Genomic DNA, 16,989 nt, shown 5'->3' on the forward strand with positions numbered 1-16,989 from the left:
GTTTTTATGTTTAATTTATCAAGCAAACATGAAGAAGTTCAAACCAGTTTAAGTACCTTTGAAGAGCTTAAAAAGCTATTGCACGATGCCGTTATCGAAGAGTACGAACAAGAACCAACCGCGCTTTTATCAAGTAATGTTCTCGAAAAAATCTCTGCTTTGTGCAGTGAAATTCCACAATTTAATCAATCTTCATTTAACCAACATCAACAAGAGCAGGTTGTTCAGGCTGTATTTGATGAAATTCAGGGTCTTGGCCCAATTGCACAATTTATGCTGGACGATCAGGTAAGTGATATTTTAATAAACGACACGCAAGATATTTGGATTGATAAACAAGGCAAACTACTTTGCACAGCCAGTAAGTTTGATGACGAACGCCATTTAAGCCGATTTGTTGATCGCTTACTTGATGGTTGTGGCCGACAAGTCAATGCGCTTATGCCAATTGTTGATGGCAAACTAAAAGATGGTAGCCGTGTTCATATTATTGTACCGCCTGCGTGTACCAGCGCAGCTATTGTGTCTATTCGTAAGTTTAATCATAAAAAAATAAACGATGACTTTTTAGTTAATAACCATTTTTTAGATAAAAACATCTTATCATTTTTAAAAAGCGCAGTTAAAACAGGCGTTAATATTTTAGTGTGTGGCAATGCCGGGGCTGGTAAAACATCATTATTAAACGTACTTGCTAACTCAATTAACCCAAATGAACGAGTTGTAACCATTGAAGAAAGTGCTGAGCTTAATTTGCATCACAACCACGTTGTGCAATTAGAAGCCCACGACACAAACAGCGATGGTAAAGGTGCAGTTAGCCTAAGAGATTTAGTAAAAGCAGCCCTTAGAATGCGCGCAGATAGAATACTTGTTGGAGAGGTACGCTCTGGCGAGGTAATAGATATGCTCCAAGCAATGAACTGTGGTCACCAAGGTTCGATGACGACCATACATGCTAACAGCGCAAATGATGCCGTTATTCGTTTATCTACCTTAGTGCAGTTACACAATGCACAACTGAGCGATACCCATACAAGTTCGCTAATCGCGTCGAGTATTCAACTTATTGTGCATGTTTCTCGCTCAACTAATGGCACTCGAACTCTAAAAAGTATTGGTGAAATTAAGCGTGTTAATGGCGGCGCACATTTTAGCCCGCTTTATAGTATTAATGAAGCAGAGCCAGTACAAAGTGAGTTAATAGATAACTCAAGTGTTATTGAGTTTATGAAAGGCCAAGGCGCAAATGCACAAGAATTAAAAGCATTACTGCACAATAACCCGGAGGCTAACAATGACTAAACTTGATTATTTATTAGCTATAGCGGCGGTTATAACCTTTGTACTTGCAGCTAGTGTGTTGGTTTCTTTGTATGCTAAAAATAAAAGCAACCAGAGCGCTAAAAAAGTAGATATTTTAGAAGAAAAAGACGTACTTACTCTGTCACTACGAGTGCTAGGCTTAAACATAAGTAACGCTTGGTTTATAAGCATGGCGTGCTCGCTCTCTAGTAGCTCATGGTTTTTAGCTAAATTATATTATCCCGAGGCATCAACCAGCGCGTTTATTATTTCAATCGTGGTTTTTGTAACCTGTTTTATAACTGTGATTGACTTGGCTCATTATAAATTAGCAAAATTTGAGCATCATTTTTTAGAATTTATTGAAACCGTACAATCGTGTTTAAGCACTGGGCTATCGCTACAGCAATCAATGCAGTTTGCTGATGAACATGCAGACCCATATATAAAAAAACAAAGCACCTTACTAATACAACGCATGAGCATGGGTAGTGATGCCGAAACGTCGTTTGCCCCTTTAATTGAAAGATACAACTGCGAAACCGTAAGATTGTTTGCTCATAGCATCATTACACATACACAAAGCCAGTGTGATTTAACCGATATGCTAAAAAGCGTATGCAACATGATGTCGCTTCGGACCCTCGACCGCCAACAGCTAAAAGCTAAGCTTTCGGGCACTAAATACGCTGCTGTATTTAGTGGTTTTTTACCTTACGCACTAATTCCTTTATTCAGCTATACCGATCCAACCTGGTTTGAACCATTATTAAACGACCCTAATGGGATTGCATTTATAACGGTTGCGCTTCTTTGTCAGCTATTTGGTTTTTTATGGCTACGCCTTAGCTTAAGGGTAACATTATGATTGATATACTTTTACTTATCGGACTTTTAGTAAGTATGGGGTCATTTATCCATATTCATAGGCAATCTCTTAAAGTTGAATTAGATAAACCCGATACTAAAAACATTAATTGGTATCCGCTAATCATCATCTCTAAACGTCAATTAAGACAAGCAGGAATTCAAATTAATAAAATATTAATAAGCCTGTACTGCTTCAAAGTGGCTGCTACTTTTAGTGCATTTACGGTTATAGAACTAACAGGTTATGAGCTGAGCCAATCGATTAAATTATTACTGTGTTTTATGTGTTTTTTTGCACCCGAATGCTGGTTTTTATTACGTAAAAATCAACGTCAAACCACTATTAATAATAGTTTAGAGTTTTTTTTACGGGTGTTACTGGTTTACATGCGCGCTGGATTTTCACTAGAGCGCTCATTTGCACTGGCGGTTGATCATGGATTAAGTCAAAAACACCCATTATACAAAGAGCTAAAGTTATTTTTATTCGAACTAAGCGCAGGTAAAGATCGTGAATTTGCATTTAATTCACTTTTTGAAAGAACGGGTGTTATGGGCATTAAAAAGCTCGCCAACTTAATGTTAATAGGGTCAAAACTTGGTACGCCACTTATCCAAGCAGTAGAGGCTCAACTTGAAGGCCTAGCTCTAAAAAAGAACATTTTACTCGCTAAAAAAGTAAACAAAAAAGCGATGCACACAACCTTTCCCATTATCTTAATTTGTTTTCCGATGTTTTTGGTATTGGTGTTTTTTCCCGCAGCATTACAAGTAATGAACGTACTTAAAATGCTTGTAGAAGTGTTATAGGAGCCTGATATGAAAAAGCATTATCAACAAGGGTACATACTTACTATTGAGCTTATATTAATTATAACTATTTTAATTATTGGCTCAATTGGCGGGGTGATTTTAGTCAGGGATGCCCTTATTAAGCGCCATCAAACTAAGGTAGATAATCAAATTACTGTAGTCGACGCTAATAATAGACCACTCGGTATTGCTGTAAGTTTTGATGAGCACCAAGCACCACTCATTTTTTATACAGACCGTGGAGAAAAAAACACGTACAGGGCATTAATAGGCATACGAGACGATAGGTTTACCTCGCGAGAAGCTGTTTATTACGATGCTCCAAATTGCCAAGGTAATCCCTGTTTAAAAGGCTTAAGCGACGAAGCAACCGATAGCCAAGGTGTAAGTAAACTAAATAATACCGGTAATGTAAGTTATATAAATGCGCTGCAGCAAGGTCCAAATTATGCAATAGGGCAGTTAGGTAATACCGTTATTGGTCAGTTATTAAGAAGTACGCCACAACAATGCCCAGCTAATAGTGAACAAATTCTATCTCGTTATGTATCGCAAAAAGTAGTAACAGGCTCACCTTGTGAAAGCTTTGAAATAGATAAGCAACCGGCTGACAGTAGTTGTTTAGTTGGAGTAACAGCTTTAGGTAATCCACTTTTAGGTACAAGCGATCAAGGTTTATCGCAATCGTGTGATACATGCCAAACGGGGTACGAATCGCAAGGAGACATACTTGATTTATATTTACCCCAGGTAGAACCGCTTTTAAATACAGCCCTTAATGCGCTGTCATTAGTTGGTATTGGAACAAGTGTTGATATAGAGCTTGGTACAATATGCTGCCCAGAAGGTACACGCTTAGAAGAAGATGAAAACATTGTAGAAACGCTTGTTTTTACTGTTTTAAAAACAACGTTTGAGTTGGTCGGTATCGACTTAATCAACAACCTGATTATAAGCGAAACACTGAGCTTAATAGGTATTGAGCCAGGCGTTACATACTGTAAAACATCACTGAATTTAGTAAATGCAGAACAAGTAATTAATATCACCACCGGTGAACCTGCACTTAGTAGCTTAACACCACCATTTAAAGTTTTACTGCCAGTACATAGCGGCGAAAACAGTACAACGTGGATACATACTCCCCCAAAAGGGGAAGGAGAACGTCAATGAACGCCTCAAATATATTTACCTCACATGCTAATGTAGCAGATACACAAACTGATGAAATATCCACAGAAATTAAAGAAACGCTAACACTACTAAAACAGTTTTATGATGTTTCAATTGTTAAATTTATCGATTTTAGAGAAGTTTATTCAAAGCAGTTAATAACCTGCAACGATAAAGAAAGCGTCGAAAATGAGTTATTAAGCTATCAAAAACGCTGTACACAAGAAAAACTATATCTATTTGAAGATACTTTTTTTGATGATGTATCAAACAACACGCACAAATTAATTCGTTTTTATGCACAATATCCAATTTATAGTGTCACTAATAAATTAATTGGCGTAGTGCTGATGGCCGATTTAGCACCTAAAACATTAATAGGTTCACAAAAAGATCAGTTTATTTCATTTGCTCAATTATTACAGACACAGTTAAATAAAAATTCAGATTCAGTAAGTAATCAAAGTACTAAGCCTTCAAAAAAAAATAATGGTGAAAAGTATATTTATGTATTTAGTTTAGCGCCCGTCGCATTTTTAATTTCATTAGTATTATGCTCATTCACTGCATTACTTCTTTATACTATTGAAAAAAAGGAGCTACAAAGTAATTACAATCAACAAACCCAGCAATTACGTAAAACGTTATTTAATGCATTAGAGCGATTTGATAATCAAGGATTGTATATATCTCAAAAAGATTTAGTTATTGCAGGCTTTTTGCAAAGTCAAAATAACTATACAAAAGAGCAGCTTAATAATTTAGTGCAGAGTCAGGTTTCACAAAATTTAACTTACAAAGGCTATGTGGTGTTTGATTCTGAATATAATCAGCTTGCACTTTGGTCAAAAAATAATTTTGATTTAGCCGCGTATGGGTTTAAAAATTGGTTAGAAAAATTTAATAAAAGAGCGAATAAACAAGCAGTAGAAGTATTTACGGTTGCAGATACGGCCTTCTTAATTTCTGAAATAAAAATAAAACAAGGTTCTATTTATACGCTTACAGCATTTGATTTAAGTAAGTTTTTAAAAGCCGTTATTGGAAAATTAAACACTGAAAATTATAACGTTTTTATAGCAACACCACAGTTTACTTTAGGAAAACAAGGAGAAGTAAACCCGAGTATAATTAAAAATAGTATTAGCGCTTTAAGCAGTCGTTTTCCACCTACTTGGCGCTTGCATGTGCAACCAATGAATAAAATAGTACGACCACAAATAACTAAATACAGTTTAATTAGATTAGGGTTAATCTCTTTTTGTGTATTCGCGTTTGTGTATTATTTTTTACGTCTACCAAGGCGTTTACACAATGAAATAAAACAAAAAAATCAGTTAATACTCAATAGAGAAGCGCTTTTTTCAAGTTCTCTGGATGCATTGCCGCATGGGTTTGCTATTTTTAATAGCCATGAATTTCCTGTGATTACCAACAATGCTTTTAATCTTTTATTTGCACAGGTGAATAAACAAAACAGTCAGCTATCGTATAGCCAGCTGATAAGTATTGCGCAGCAGCATAATATTATAAATCATTACCATGAACATCATAAGCTTGATGATGATCGTAACCAATTAATAGATATAGGTTTTACAGACGGGAAGTGGATAACTGTATTACAAAGACATACAGATTTTAATGGTTTCGTTTGCTACTTTAGAGATGATACAGAGGCACATCAAAAAGAATGTTTACTCGCTGATGTTCTCGAAAAATCAAAACAGACAAATCAATTAAAAGAAAAATTTGTTACAAGGCTTAGCCGTCAGTTAAAAACTCCTTTATCATCTTTAAAGTCATTAGTTGAAATATCTAAAGATCCAATAAGCTTTAACGAATTTAAAAACAATGTGGGGAACATTTCTGATGCATGCGACCAGCTCGAAAGTGTAATTCAACAACTCGTAAATATAAATAAATCGGAAATAGGTAAGTTAAAGCTTCAGGCCAAAAACGTAAACCTAAATCAAATGATCAATAATAATATGTCGATTTTAGCTAAAGAGGCTGAAAATAAAAGAATCGTTCTTAAAAATAATATTACGCCTGAATTAACGGTCGCGAGCGATGAAAAATTAATTTCTCAATTGGTTATTCAATTAGTGACTGAGGTTTTGGATTCATCAAATAATACAACGCTTTCAATTAACGCTCAGATTAAAAATGAAAGTAAACGTAATTACTTATACCTCGATTTTTCATTAAGTAATTTGATCGACAGTAGTAACTTTATAACTGAGCTTAAAAGTATATCGGGTGATGATATAACGCGCTTTATAGATGATAAAGACGTGTCATTAGAGTTAAAGTTTTTTATTTCAATATTTAAAATGTTAGGTGGTAAAGCGATAACTGTAAGTAGTAACGCGAATAAATCAACGATATCACTTTCTATGTTGGTCAACATAGCAACCAAACAAGGTAAAGGTAAAGACAACGAGCAAGAAGTACCAAGTAGCTCGTTAACAAATAATGATTTAGTAAAAGCGAGTTTAGTAACTAACAAACACCAAAACACGCTATTACTGGTTGATGACGATCCTCTTGTTGAGATAGTAATTAGAGCGATGCTAAAAAATGAGAATATTAAAATAGATTACGCGCGCAGTGCAATAGAAGCGATGTTGATGGTATCGCAAAACAGTTACGACATTATTTTAATGGACATAGTAATGCCAGAATTGTCGGGAACTGACGCTATGTTAAAAATTAAAAAACACAGTGACAATTTGAAAACTAAAATAATTGCGCATACATCGACACCCGATACAGATTCAAAATACGTTAACCAGGGCTTTGATGACATGCTATTAAAACCAGTAAAACAAGGTGTATTAATAAACCAAATAACACGCATTTTAAAAGATAAGTCGTTATAAATTAGCGTATATTACTGGAACAGTAATGAGGTAAAACATGAAAAACACTATTGAAAATATGGCTGAAGTTCTCGAGTTTAAAGTAACGCCAATAAATAAAACTAAACGACTGCTTTTAGTAGATGATGACTTGCTAATAGAAATAGTAATTAGAAAAATGCTTAACGAAGAAAATATTTTAATAGATTTCGCATCAAGTGCTATAGAGGCGCTACTTATGGTTTCTCAAAATATTTATGATATTATTTTAATGGATATAGTAATGCCGCAATTTACAGGCACCGACGCAATGCTAAAAATAAGAAAGCATGCTGACGCATCAGCAACAAAAATTATCGCTCATACATTTAGTGAAAACGAAAATAGTGATAACAAGTATGTGAAGCTTGGGTTTAACGGCCTGTTATTGAAGCCAGTTAAACAAAGTGTATTAATAGAAAATATTAGACCTTTCTTGGAATGATAAATTGAAACAGTAGGGCGGTTAACTATTTTTTATTTATAGCTTACTAAAAAGTTAAATTATAATTTTTGAAAGCACTAATATTTATTAGTGCTTTTGCGTATATGAACCTTTAATTTATTTAAATTTGTAAAAGTTCTTTAATAAGAATAATTATTTCAAATTATTCCTTCAAAGTATTAAAAACTACGCTTTTGTAATTGTTGCATGTATACGAGTCATCGTTTCACACTTCTTAAAGCGGTTTGATAATAACAATTATTAAACACTGCAATATTATAAAGTCAGTAAATTTATTTAGCCTAGAGCCTACGTATCACAGGGGTTTAACTTTTAAAACATTAAGATTTTTTAAAAACTAATAAATACTCATATTGGGATGGAATTTGTATTATAAGGCTACATTCCAATTTTATAGTTTACTAAACATTATAATTTTTAAAATTAACGAGGCACAAGCATGAGCAAAACACAGTACGTTACAGTAGATGGTCATCAAATTGCTTATCAAGAAATGGGACAAGGTACACCTTTATTATTGATACACGGAATACCAACCAATAAATTATTATGGCGAAATGTGATGCCAAAACTTGCATCAAAACATCGAGTAATAGCGCCTGATTTACTAAACTTTGGTGAATCTGATATGCCAATTAACACAGATGTATCTATAAATGCGCAATGTAGAATAATGTGTAAGTTTATGGAAGAACTCGGTATTTCTAAAGTTAATATTGCTGCACATGATATTGGTGGTGGTGTTGCTCAATTAATGGCTGTAAATCATCCGGATAAAGTAAACGGGTTGGTTTTAATTGATAGTGTATGTTTTGATTCTTGGCCAATACCAGAATTTGAACCTTTGCTAGAACCAGGTGTAGAAGAAAAAACAACTGTAGCTGAATTTGTGGATACATTAAGAGATTTCATGCCCAAAGGTGTTTACGACTCGAGCGTAATGACTGAAGAGTTGATGAAAATATACTTAGCACCATGGAGTAATGAAAAAGGAAAAGCCGCTTTATTTAGTAACATGCGCAGGCTCAATAAAGAATATACCGAAGCTATTACAGGCGATCTTAAAAGCTTACCTCATGAAACACTCATAATTTGGGGTAAAGAAGACAAGTTTCAAAAACCAAAATATGCACCAATGTTAGAAGAAGCAATTCCAAATTCATCATTGATTTGGATAGATAAAGCCGCACACTGGGTTATTGATGAACATCCAGATAAAGTGTCTGAGCTTATTAGTGAATTTATGAATGATAAAACATTCTAGTAAATTAGTAGGGTAATTTAAAAGCCATTATTTTCAATAGCTTAGGTTTAATTAGGTAAAGTAGCTATTAGGTAATCATTGTTTATACCGCTTGATAATATTAATAACCAAGCGGTATTTCTATATGTTCAAGAAGCTAATACCGTAAATGGGGAAGGCACTAACTATTAAGATAAGTAGGTTAATGCTTATTAAATAGTCAAAATATCGCGTTTATACGTTAATTAATGAAGGTGAGTAACTTGGTTATGTATTTATTTATGCTATTTAACATAATATAAATTATAGGTAGTTAATGTATATATAGAAAGAGCGCTTAAATGCGCCCTTGCTATGTCCAATACTAGACGGTATCGGACATTAAGTGGTTTTATTACAATAACAGGTATTACTAATACAGATACTTTATTTATCAATTTGTTTAATCAATACTTAATAAACGCTCAGCTGTATATTCGTTAGTAATTAATCCACTGATCATGTTTGACCTTACTGCGCCCAAAATGGCTAACACTTTTTCTTCACCAGCAGCTATCGCATAAATCTGTTTGTTAGCATTTGTTTTTAATGGCGTACTTGCTACACGCTGATTAACTGTGCAATCTAAAAGCTTACCGTTTTTATCAAACACCCAACTAATCATTTCACCAACGGCACCAAGATCTTGTAACTCTTTAAGTTCTTGAGCATCAATAAAACCATCTATATGTAATGGCGATTTTTCACCTAAGCTACCAATACCCACAAATGTTACATCGGCATCTTTAGCGAGTTTTAAATTACCGGTAATATTTTGTTGTGCATGTAACTGTTCTTTTTCTTCAATACTTCTTGGTAAAACTGGCAATGGCATTGGGTAATGTTTTGCATTGGTGTGTTCGGCCATTCTTACTACAACATCATAAGGTGAAGCCGATCCATCCAAAGCCATATTACCTAGCATTGCTACAATTTTATGTTGCGGACAATCAACAGTTCTTAGCTCATCTACACATGAACGTAAAACTCGACCGGTTCCCATAGCAAGTACTTTGGGTTGTTCTGATTTTAAATGACGTTCTATTTCAGCCGCGCCAGCTTGAGCTAAACCTAATGTAGATGAAGGTTCTGAGGGATCGCTCGGTACAACTTCACATGAATTTAACCCAAAACGGCTTTTTAATTTTTCGGCCAAATCCATACATTTAGCAATCGGGTGGTCAAGTCTAACTTTAATTAGACCTTGGCTCACAGATAATGCGACCATTCTTTGTGCAGATTGACGAGATATATTTAGCTTTTTAGCTATTTCATCTTGTGTGTTACCGCCAACATAATATAACCACCCTGCTCTGGCTGCATCATCTAGCTTTCTAATTTCTGTATTTGATAGCTTTACCACGTAAACCTCTTAAAATAGAAGGAAAACTAAATCCTTATTTTCATTACATAATTTTAATTATATGTGCTGCTATATAAATTATTTTATTAATTTTGGAATATCTATTTATCAATAACGTTTTTGTTATTTATAATTGTAAATATACCATTCCTTAATAAAAAATACCTAGGTTTCATAGGATTATGTAATTAGAATTTAGTTGATAGCACCCTTATAAAGGTGCTATTTAAGGTAATTAAAAATTGGCTCTAGCGAATAGTTAAACCGTTATTATCAAACTTTAATACTTTATCTGCCGGTGCGCTTAGGTAAATACTGTCGCCATATTTTAATGGGCAATCACCATCTGCTTTTACTGTTACGGTCCCTTTGCCTTCAATATTTATATGTAAAAAGCTCTCCGATCCTAAATGCTCAATTACACCTACAGTTCCAGCCCAAGTACCTTGCTCAGTAGAGAGTGTTATATGCTCTGGTCGTATACCAATACAGCTAACATTCGCATCTTCATTTTTTGGAGCATCTATAAAATTCATTTTTGGAGAGCCAATAAAACCAGCTACAAATTTGTTTACAGGGTTTTTATAAAGCTCTAAAGGTGTGCCTACTTGTTCAATAATACCGGCATTAAATACCGCGATTCTATCTGCCATTGTCATGGCTTCAACCTGATCGTGTGTAACGTAAACCATTGTTGTAGCTAAACTTTTATGTAATTCAGATATTTCTAAACGCATATTTACACGTAGTGACGCATCAAGATTTGAAAGTGGTTCGTCAAATAAAAATGCCGAAGGCTGACGTACAATTGCGCGCCCTATCGCTACACGCTGGCGCTGACCGCCCGACAATTGCCCAGGCTTTCGGTCTAAATAATCGGTCAAATTAAGTATTTTAGCGGCGTTAGCAATTTTACTTTCAATTTCTGCAGGGCTAACCTTGGCTCTTTTTAAAGGAAAAGCAATATTGTTACGCACTGTCATATGCGGATATAACGCATAGGATTGAAACACCATTGCTAAGCCTCTTTTTGCAGGCGGTGTTTTTGTAGCGTCAATGCCATCAATTTCTATATTACCACTGGTGGTATCTTCAAGACCTGCGATCATACGAAGTAATGTAGATTTACCACAGCCCGATGGACCGACAAAAACGATAAACTCACCGTCTTTAATTTCTAAGTCGAGCGGTTTAATTACGTTAACTTCATCAAAGTTTTTAGTGACTTGTTTTAGTGTGATGCTGCCCATGTGTATTCTCCTATTTTACTGCGCCGAAACTTAATCCACGCACTAATTGTTTTTGACTAAACCAACCAAGTATTAAAATTGGCACAATGGCCATGGCAGATGCTGCCGATAACTTAGCGTAAAATAACCCCTCAGGGCTTGAGTAACTGGCAATAAATGCCGTTAAAGGTGCAGCATTTGCAGCGGTTAAAATAAGTGTCCAAAACGCTTCGTTCCACGACAAAATAACATTTAGCAATAACGTTGAGGCTATACCTGGTAAGGCTATTGGCAATAAAACATGAAATATTTCTTCACCAATTGTTGCGCCATCCATACGTGAAGCTTCAAGTATTTCGTTTGGTATTTCTCTAAAGTAGGTGTAAAGCATCCATACCATTATTGGTAAGTTAATGAGTGTCATTACAATCACTAAACCTAATTTTGTATCGAGTAACGCAAAGTCACGAAACAATAAATAAATCGGAATAAGTACGCCTACTGGCGGTAACATTTTAGTTGAAAGCATCCACATTAATAAATGCTTTGTTTTTTTAGTTTGTACAAAAGCCATAGACCAAGCAGCAGGTACCGCAATTAATAAGCCCAGTAAACTTGAACCTAGCGATATAACTACAGAGTTCCAAAAATGGTTAAAGTATGGCGAACGTGACAGTACATCGCGGTAATTTTCGAGCGTCCAATCAAATGCATATAAGCTTGGGCTTGCTGATATTGCTTCGGCTTCCGTTTTAAAGCTGGTGATTAACGTCCATAAAATTGGAAAGAAAATCATGCCGCTTATTGTCCATGCAGCAATGGTATAAATTAGTTTGGAACGACGGCTATCTTTTATAGTCATAATTAACCCTCCAAGTTTTTGCCAATTAAGCGCATTAAAAATATAGCGACTATATTTGCAATAATAACTGCAACTATGCCCCCTGCCGAACCACCGCCTACATCAAATTGAAGTAGTGATTGCGTGTAAATTAAGTACGTTATATTGGTTGACGAATAACCAGGGCCGCCACTAGTTGTAACTAATATTTCAGCAAAAATTGACAGTAAAAATATAGTTTCGATTAAAATAACCGCAGTTACAGCGCGCGATAGGTGCGGTAAAACGATGTAAAAAAACTTACTAAATGGGCCTGCTCCGTCTAAATCAGCCGCTTCTAATTGTTCGCGGTCTAATGATTGTATTGCTGTTAGCAGTATTAATGCTGCAAACGGTAACCACTGCCAAGACACAATTATGATGATTGAAAATAACGGCATTTGAGCAAAAAAGTCGATAGGTTCAAATCCTAACCAAATCGAAAAATGTGCAAATAAGCCATTAACTGGGTTCATTAGCATGTTTTTCCATACCAATGCCGACACAGTTGGCATTACAAAAAATGGGGCTAGTACCATAATGCGAACATAGTTTCGTCCCCATATAGCTTGGTCTAGTAAAATAGCTAAGCCAATACCACCACAAATAGTGATCAGTAAAACCCCAGTTACTAGATAAAGCGTGTTAAAAAATGATTCAAAAAAAGCTGGATCAGTTAGGAAAAATTCATAGTTTAAAAAGCCTACAAATTCTTTATCCCCAGGAACGAGTAAGTTGTAATCAATAAATGAGAAATACAGTGTCATACACAGCGGAACTATCATCCAAGCAAGTAATAAAATTACACTAGGAAGAAGCATAAACCGAGCAAGCGTGCGCGAGTTAGTTGTTGCCATAAAGGTGACCTTAAAAAAGCCAATTCTATTTACTTGTTAACTATCAAGTGAAAATCAGAAACCCTTGATAGCGTTTATAACTAACAAGTAAATAGAATTGACATAAAATATTGGGTAAGTTTGAGTACTTACCCGCCCATTACATGCTATTTTGGATAGCGAGCTTTACGCATTGTTCGCTCAACAAGGTGCTGAGACGTACTAAGCGCTTGCTTAACGGTCATTTGGCCAGTTAATGCTGCTGAAAATTGTTGCCCAACAGCTGTACCAATTCCTTGAAACTCAGGAATAGCAACAAACTGAATACCTACATAAGGCACCGGTTTAACGGTTGGATTTTTAGGATCTGCAGATTGAATAGAATCTAAGGTAATTTGCGCAAACGGTGCTGCGTCCATGTACTTTTGATTACTGTAAAGTGATTTACGTGTACCTGGCGGTACTTTTGCCCAACCTTTTTTGTCGGCTACAAGTTGAGTGTATTCTTTAGATGTTGTCCAGCTAATAAATTTCATTGCGGCATCTGGTTTTTTGCTGCTTGCCGGTACGGCTAAAGTCCAAGACCATAACCAGTTACCGCGTTTACCTAGGCCGTTATCTGGCGCAAGTGCAAACCCGACTTTATCGGCAACTTCTGAGTCTTTTTTGTTGGTAACAAATGCGCCGGCAACGGTTGCATCAATCCAAATACCACATTTTCCGGTTTGGAATAGTGCAAGGTTTTCGTTAAACCCGTTTGCAGATGAACCAGCAGGACCAGATTCTTTCATCACATCGACATAATACTGAAGGGTATTTTCCCACTCTGGGGTATTAAACTGTGGCTTCCAGTTTTCATCAAACCAACGCGCACCAAACGAATTAGCCATGGATGTAATAAGCGCAACGTTTTCGCCCCAACCTGCTTTACCACGTAGACAAAGGCCATAAACACCTTCTTTTTTATCGGTCATCGCTTTAGCAGCTTTGCGTATAAAGTCCCATGTTGGGGCTTTAGGCATAGTTAGCCCTGCTTTTTCCATTAAGTCAGTGCGGTACATAACCATTGAACTTTCACCATAAAATGGTACAGCATAAAGTTTGTCGTTAATCGTTAAACCGCTTCGGATTGCAGGTATTAAATCGTCTAAATCGTAGTTTTCACCTAAATTATCTAATTCTTTTAACCAATTTTGTTTGCCCCAAATTGGTACTTCATAAGTACCTATGGTCATAACATCGTATTGGCCGCCTTTTGTTGCTACATCGGTAGTGACACGTTGGCGAAGAATGTTTTCCTCTAGAGTGACCCATTTTAGATCTATATCAGGGTTTTGGCTGGTAAAGTCACTACTTAATTCTTTCATGGTGATCATGTCACCGTTGTTAACAGTCGCTATTGTAATTGTTTCTTTTGCCGCAGCGCCCATGCTTATAAAGCCACACGCGAGCATAATTAATTTATTTTTCATCAGGTATTCCCCATACACGTTATGTTTTAACAAGTGCTATTAAATTTCAATCTATTACCAATTCTATTTATGGCAGTTTTAACGCATAAAACTGCCCGCAAAGTGCCTTTTTAGGTCCTTTGTATAAATAGTTAGACTAGTTGGATAATGACTTAAAATTTAACAGATATTTCAGAAGTGAAGCCGTCAAATCCTTTACCGATTTGGCCGCCCGAATTAACACCTTCTTCTTGGTTAACATACTCAACTTTTAAAAGCGTTTTATCGTTAAACCAGTAACCTGCGGCTACTTGAATACGCTCTACTGTGTTGTCTGTTTGTTCAATTAAGTCGGAAGTGTTTTCGGCTTCTGAATAACGAGTCGCTACATATAACTTTTTAGGGATTAGATATTGTTGTGCTTCAAACACGAAGTACTCAACCGATGAGTCGCCTTCTATTACACTGTTTGAATCAAAAGTAGTGCCATTTTCATCAGCTATGCCGTTTGTACCAAAGTAGGTAATACCGGCAACTGCATTACCAGCGGCATCTGCAAATGTGTAATCATCAGACGATTTACCAACCATAAAGATTAGGCTTGTTTCGTCAGATGGTTGATAAGCTAAATTAAGCTGGATGATTGATTGCTCAAGCCCTGGCATTGCGCCAACGTGAGTGTCACGCTCGTTTGAAGGTGACGCTGAGAAGTTATAGTTTTCACCATCGCCAAAGCGATAATTTGTTGTGGTTACACCATCAAGACTGGCTACACCGTTTTCAAAACGTAACTGGTCGCCTTGATTCGCTTTTAATAAGTTTAAGCCTGCTTTAAAGCCACCTTCAAATTCTAGAGTACCTTGAAGTCGGTAGTTATAACCTCTGTCTTCTTGAAACGCCTCACCGAAACTTGAAGTCGTAATGTGACCTGTAACATTATACGCACGTACTACACCACTATCGAAAGTTTCGCTGTAACTTAGCTGTGCACCGTTTTCGGCGGTTGCGTAATCGGTAATACCATTACCAATAAGTGCATTACTTTGGTTATCTGCGCCGTCTTGAAAACCTTTAAATTGAAAAGGCGAGCCACCAATGTTACCCAAACGCAGTGTTAAATTTGCGTTTTCTTTTGGTGTGCCATAAAGACCTAGTAGGTCAAATTCAACACCTGCAAAATCGTTGTGAAATGAAAAGTCACGATCTTCGCCACCAAAGTCATTAGGCTCTTCTGCAATATCTATATCGGCAGTGATGAACTCGTTAATATGAAATTTAAGCACTAGATTAGCTCTAATACGGCCAAATCCTGACTCTTGTTCTTCATCTTCTGGACGAAATGCGCCGTCTTTAGCTTGAATTGACTGAAAGTTTTGCATTAGTAAAAAGTCTACGTCAACGCGATCTAAATATTCAGAAATATCAGCCTGTGCTGGAGCCGATGTAGCCATAGCTGCCGCTATGAGAGAAATTGCAAATTTAGTCTTTTTATTATTCAACATAATAAGCTCTTTATTTAGTGTGGTGTGTGATGCCAACTTTATTAAATTGCATATTCATTTAATGAAATTGGTATTAATTCAGTGTGTGTAGATGAGGCTGGCTGAGCAAAACATTAAATAGTTAATGAAGTTGCACTTGTGAGCATAAGCTCATCTACTGAGCATAATCACAGAATGAATTTAGAAGGTCAACGATTTTTTATTACAAAACGTTTACAAAAAATCGAATTTATATGTAAATATTTTTGAATCAATAAGTCAAGTAGCAAATTTGTTACATCAAATTTTGAGGAAATAAAGTGTAGGATTAAGGGATTTATGGTAGATACGTCATTATTGTTCAACACAATTAATGAAAGTATAAGTTCGTAGAGGATATAAAATCAGGTAATCCTTTAAATATAGGCTGTTGGAGAAACCTATGAACAGTTTATTTATTAGTCTTTTTTAAGTAACGTTCTTGAGCTTATGTTGGGGTTAGCTTAGTATTAAAGCACTTAGATGTATTCAAAATAGAAGTAACCTACATATGGAATTTGTTCGCCCGCTAGAGCCCATCCTCATTATTGATGACGTTAAGGAAATTCGTGATTATCTAAACCAAATTTTAACTGACTTAGGGTTTGAAGATATATTAGAAAGCGCTGATTTTAGCTCTGCTAAACCTATTATGAACAATAAACCGCCAGGCGTAATATTTGTAGATGTAGATTTACCTGACTCTAACGGTGCAGAGATATTGGAATACATTAACAGTACTTACCCGCACACTCATGTTGTAATGTGCTCTGGCCACAATAGTCTCGAAAACGTACAAAACACGTGGGAAATGGGCGCTAAAGGCTTTATTGCAAAACCTTTCAATACAAAAAAAGTAGACACTGTAATGAAGCGTCTTGAAATAATAGAATAATAATAA

General features: G+C 35.8%; 14 protein-coding genes. 8 read left to right on the forward strand and 6 right to left on the reverse strand.

Annotation, left to right across the window (positions count from 1 at the left end; all coding sequences use genetic code 11):
• Positions 1-6 precede the first annotated feature (6 nt).
• The 7 genes from I6F40_RS14590 (at position 7) to I6F40_RS14620 (ending at position 8,791) form a co-directional block, all read left to right on the forward strand.
• Positions 7-1,305 (forward strand): CpaF family protein, encoded by a 1,299-nt coding sequence (locus tag I6F40_RS14590; RefSeq protein WP_197193131.1) that lies wholly within the window; start codon positions 7-9, stop codon positions 1,303-1,305.
• Positions 1,298-2,173: a type II secretion system F family protein gene (locus I6F40_RS14595; RefSeq protein ID WP_121955001.1), complete on the forward strand. Its 876-nt coding sequence runs from the start codon at positions 1,298-1,300 to the stop codon at positions 2,171-2,173. Before I6F40_RS14590 ends, I6F40_RS14595 begins: the two co-directional genes overlap by 8 nt.
• The gene (locus I6F40_RS14600; protein ID WP_170070906.1) at positions 2,170-2,985 is read left to right on the forward strand and encodes a type II secretion system F family protein; all 816 of its coding nucleotides are present in this window, start codon (positions 2,170-2,172) and stop codon (positions 2,983-2,985) included. Before I6F40_RS14595 ends, I6F40_RS14600 begins: the two co-directional genes overlap by 4 nt.
• A 9-nt stretch (positions 2,986-2,994) precedes the next feature.
• On the forward strand, positions 2,995-4,161 hold the full coding sequence (locus I6F40_RS14605) for a hypothetical protein (protein ID WP_197193132.1): 1,167 nt from the start codon (positions 2,995-2,997) through the stop codon (positions 4,159-4,161).
• Complete coding sequence (locus tag I6F40_RS14610; RefSeq protein WP_197193133.1) at positions 4,158-7,043, forward strand: ATP-binding response regulator; 2,886 nt, start codon at positions 4,158-4,160, stop codon at positions 7,041-7,043. Before I6F40_RS14605 ends, I6F40_RS14610 begins: the two co-directional genes overlap by 4 nt.
• A 37-nt stretch (positions 7,044-7,080) precedes the next feature.
• Positions 7,081-7,506 (forward strand): response regulator, encoded by a 426-nt coding sequence (locus I6F40_RS14615; RefSeq protein ID WP_197193134.1) that lies wholly within the window; start codon positions 7,081-7,083, stop codon positions 7,504-7,506.
• A gap of 460 nt (positions 7,507-7,966) precedes the next feature.
• A complete protein-coding gene (locus tag I6F40_RS14620) occupies positions 7,967-8,791 on the forward strand; it encodes an alpha/beta fold hydrolase (RefSeq protein ID WP_197193135.1) in 825 nt (274 codons plus the stop codon).
• A 421-nt stretch (positions 8,792-9,212) separates the two neighbouring features.
• On the opposite strand, the gene I6F40_RS14625 is transcribed toward I6F40_RS14620, so the two are convergent.
• From I6F40_RS14625 to I6F40_RS14650, 6 genes are all read right to left on the reverse strand, one after another.
• Positions 9,213-10,172: a sugar-binding transcriptional regulator gene (locus tag I6F40_RS14625; RefSeq protein ID WP_197193136.1), complete on the reverse strand. Its 960-nt coding sequence runs from the start codon at positions 10,170-10,172 to the stop codon at positions 9,213-9,215.
• A gap of 248 nt (positions 10,173-10,420) precedes the next feature.
• The gene (locus tag I6F40_RS14630; RefSeq protein ID WP_197193137.1) at positions 10,421-11,422 is read right to left on the reverse strand and encodes an ABC transporter ATP-binding protein; all 1,002 of its coding nucleotides are present in this window, start codon (positions 11,420-11,422) and stop codon (positions 10,421-10,423) included.
• A gap of 10 nt (positions 11,423-11,432) precedes the next feature.
• Positions 11,433-12,263 carry a carbohydrate ABC transporter permease gene (locus tag I6F40_RS14635; RefSeq protein ID WP_002960878.1) on the reverse strand — a complete coding sequence of 277 codons (831 nt, stop codon included), beginning with the start codon at positions 12,261-12,263 and terminating at the stop codon, positions 11,433-11,435.
• Between the two features lie 2 nt (positions 12,264-12,265).
• Entirely contained in the window at positions 12,266-13,138 is an 873-nt protein-coding gene (locus I6F40_RS14640) for a carbohydrate ABC transporter permease (protein WP_024589366.1), read from the reverse strand.
• 146 nt (positions 13,139-13,284) lie between these two features.
• Positions 13,285-14,589: an ABC transporter substrate-binding protein gene (locus tag I6F40_RS14645; protein ID WP_197193138.1), complete on the reverse strand. Its 1,305-nt coding sequence runs from the start codon at positions 14,587-14,589 to the stop codon at positions 13,285-13,287.
• A 152-nt stretch (positions 14,590-14,741) separates the two neighbouring features.
• Positions 14,742-16,070, reverse strand: coding sequence for a hypothetical protein (locus I6F40_RS14650; RefSeq protein ID WP_197193139.1), 1,329 nt, complete (start codon positions 16,068-16,070; stop codon positions 14,742-14,744).
• 529 nt (positions 16,071-16,599) lie between these two features.
• Here I6F40_RS14650 and I6F40_RS14655 point away from each other — a divergent pair.
• The gene (locus I6F40_RS14655) at positions 16,600-16,983 is read left to right on the forward strand and encodes a response regulator (protein WP_166378919.1); all 384 of its coding nucleotides are present in this window, start codon (positions 16,600-16,602) and stop codon (positions 16,981-16,983) included.
• Positions 16,984-16,989: the final 6 nt, after the last annotated feature.

Source organism: Pseudoalteromonas sp. SWXJ133 (assembly GCF_015864365.1).
Lineage (GTDB): Bacteria > Pseudomonadota > Gammaproteobacteria > Enterobacterales > Alteromonadaceae > Pseudoalteromonas > Pseudoalteromonas arctica.

Excerpts from the sequence above, each read along its gene's own strand:
- I6F40_RS14645 (WP_197193138.1), bottom strand. The coding sequence starts at position 14,589 with ATGAAAAATAAATTAATTATGCTCGCGTGTGGCTTTATAAGCATGGGC.
- I6F40_RS14655 (WP_166378919.1), top strand. The coding sequence starts at position 16,600 with ATGGAATTTGTTCGCCCGCTAGAGCCCATCCTCATTATTGATGACGTT.
- I6F40_RS14605 (WP_197193132.1), top strand. The coding sequence starts at position 2,995 with ATGAAAAAGCATTATCAACAAGGGTACATACTTACTATTGAGCTTATA.
- I6F40_RS14595 (WP_121955001.1), top strand. The coding sequence starts at position 1,298 with ATGACTAAACTTGATTATTTATTAGCTATAGCGGCGGTTATAACCTTT.
- I6F40_RS14650 (WP_197193139.1), bottom strand. The coding sequence starts at position 16,070 with ATGTTGAATAATAAAAAGACTAAATTTGCAATTTCTCTCATAGCGGCA.
- I6F40_RS14590 (WP_197193131.1), top strand. The coding sequence starts at position 7 with ATGTTTAATTTATCAAGCAAACATGAAGAAGTTCAAACCAGTTTAAGT.
- I6F40_RS14615 (WP_197193134.1), top strand. The coding sequence starts at position 7,081 with ATGAAAAACACTATTGAAAATATGGCTGAAGTTCTCGAGTTTAAAGTA.
- I6F40_RS14640 (WP_024589366.1), bottom strand. The coding sequence starts at position 13,138 with ATGGCAACAACTAACTCGCGCACGCTTGCTCGGTTTATGCTTCTTCCT.
- I6F40_RS14630 (WP_197193137.1), bottom strand. The coding sequence starts at position 11,422 with ATGGGCAGCATCACACTAAAACAAGTCACTAAAAACTTTGATGAAGTT.
- I6F40_RS14635 (WP_002960878.1), bottom strand. The coding sequence starts at position 12,263 with ATGACTATAAAAGATAGCCGTCGTTCCAAACTAATTTATACCATTGCT.
- I6F40_RS14600 (WP_170070906.1), top strand. The coding sequence starts at position 2,170 with ATGATTGATATACTTTTACTTATCGGACTTTTAGTAAGTATGGGGTCA.
- I6F40_RS14610 (WP_197193133.1), top strand. The coding sequence starts at position 4,158 with ATGAACGCCTCAAATATATTTACCTCACATGCTAATGTAGCAGATACA.
- I6F40_RS14620 (WP_197193135.1), top strand. The coding sequence starts at position 7,967 with ATGAGCAAAACACAGTACGTTACAGTAGATGGTCATCAAATTGCTTAT.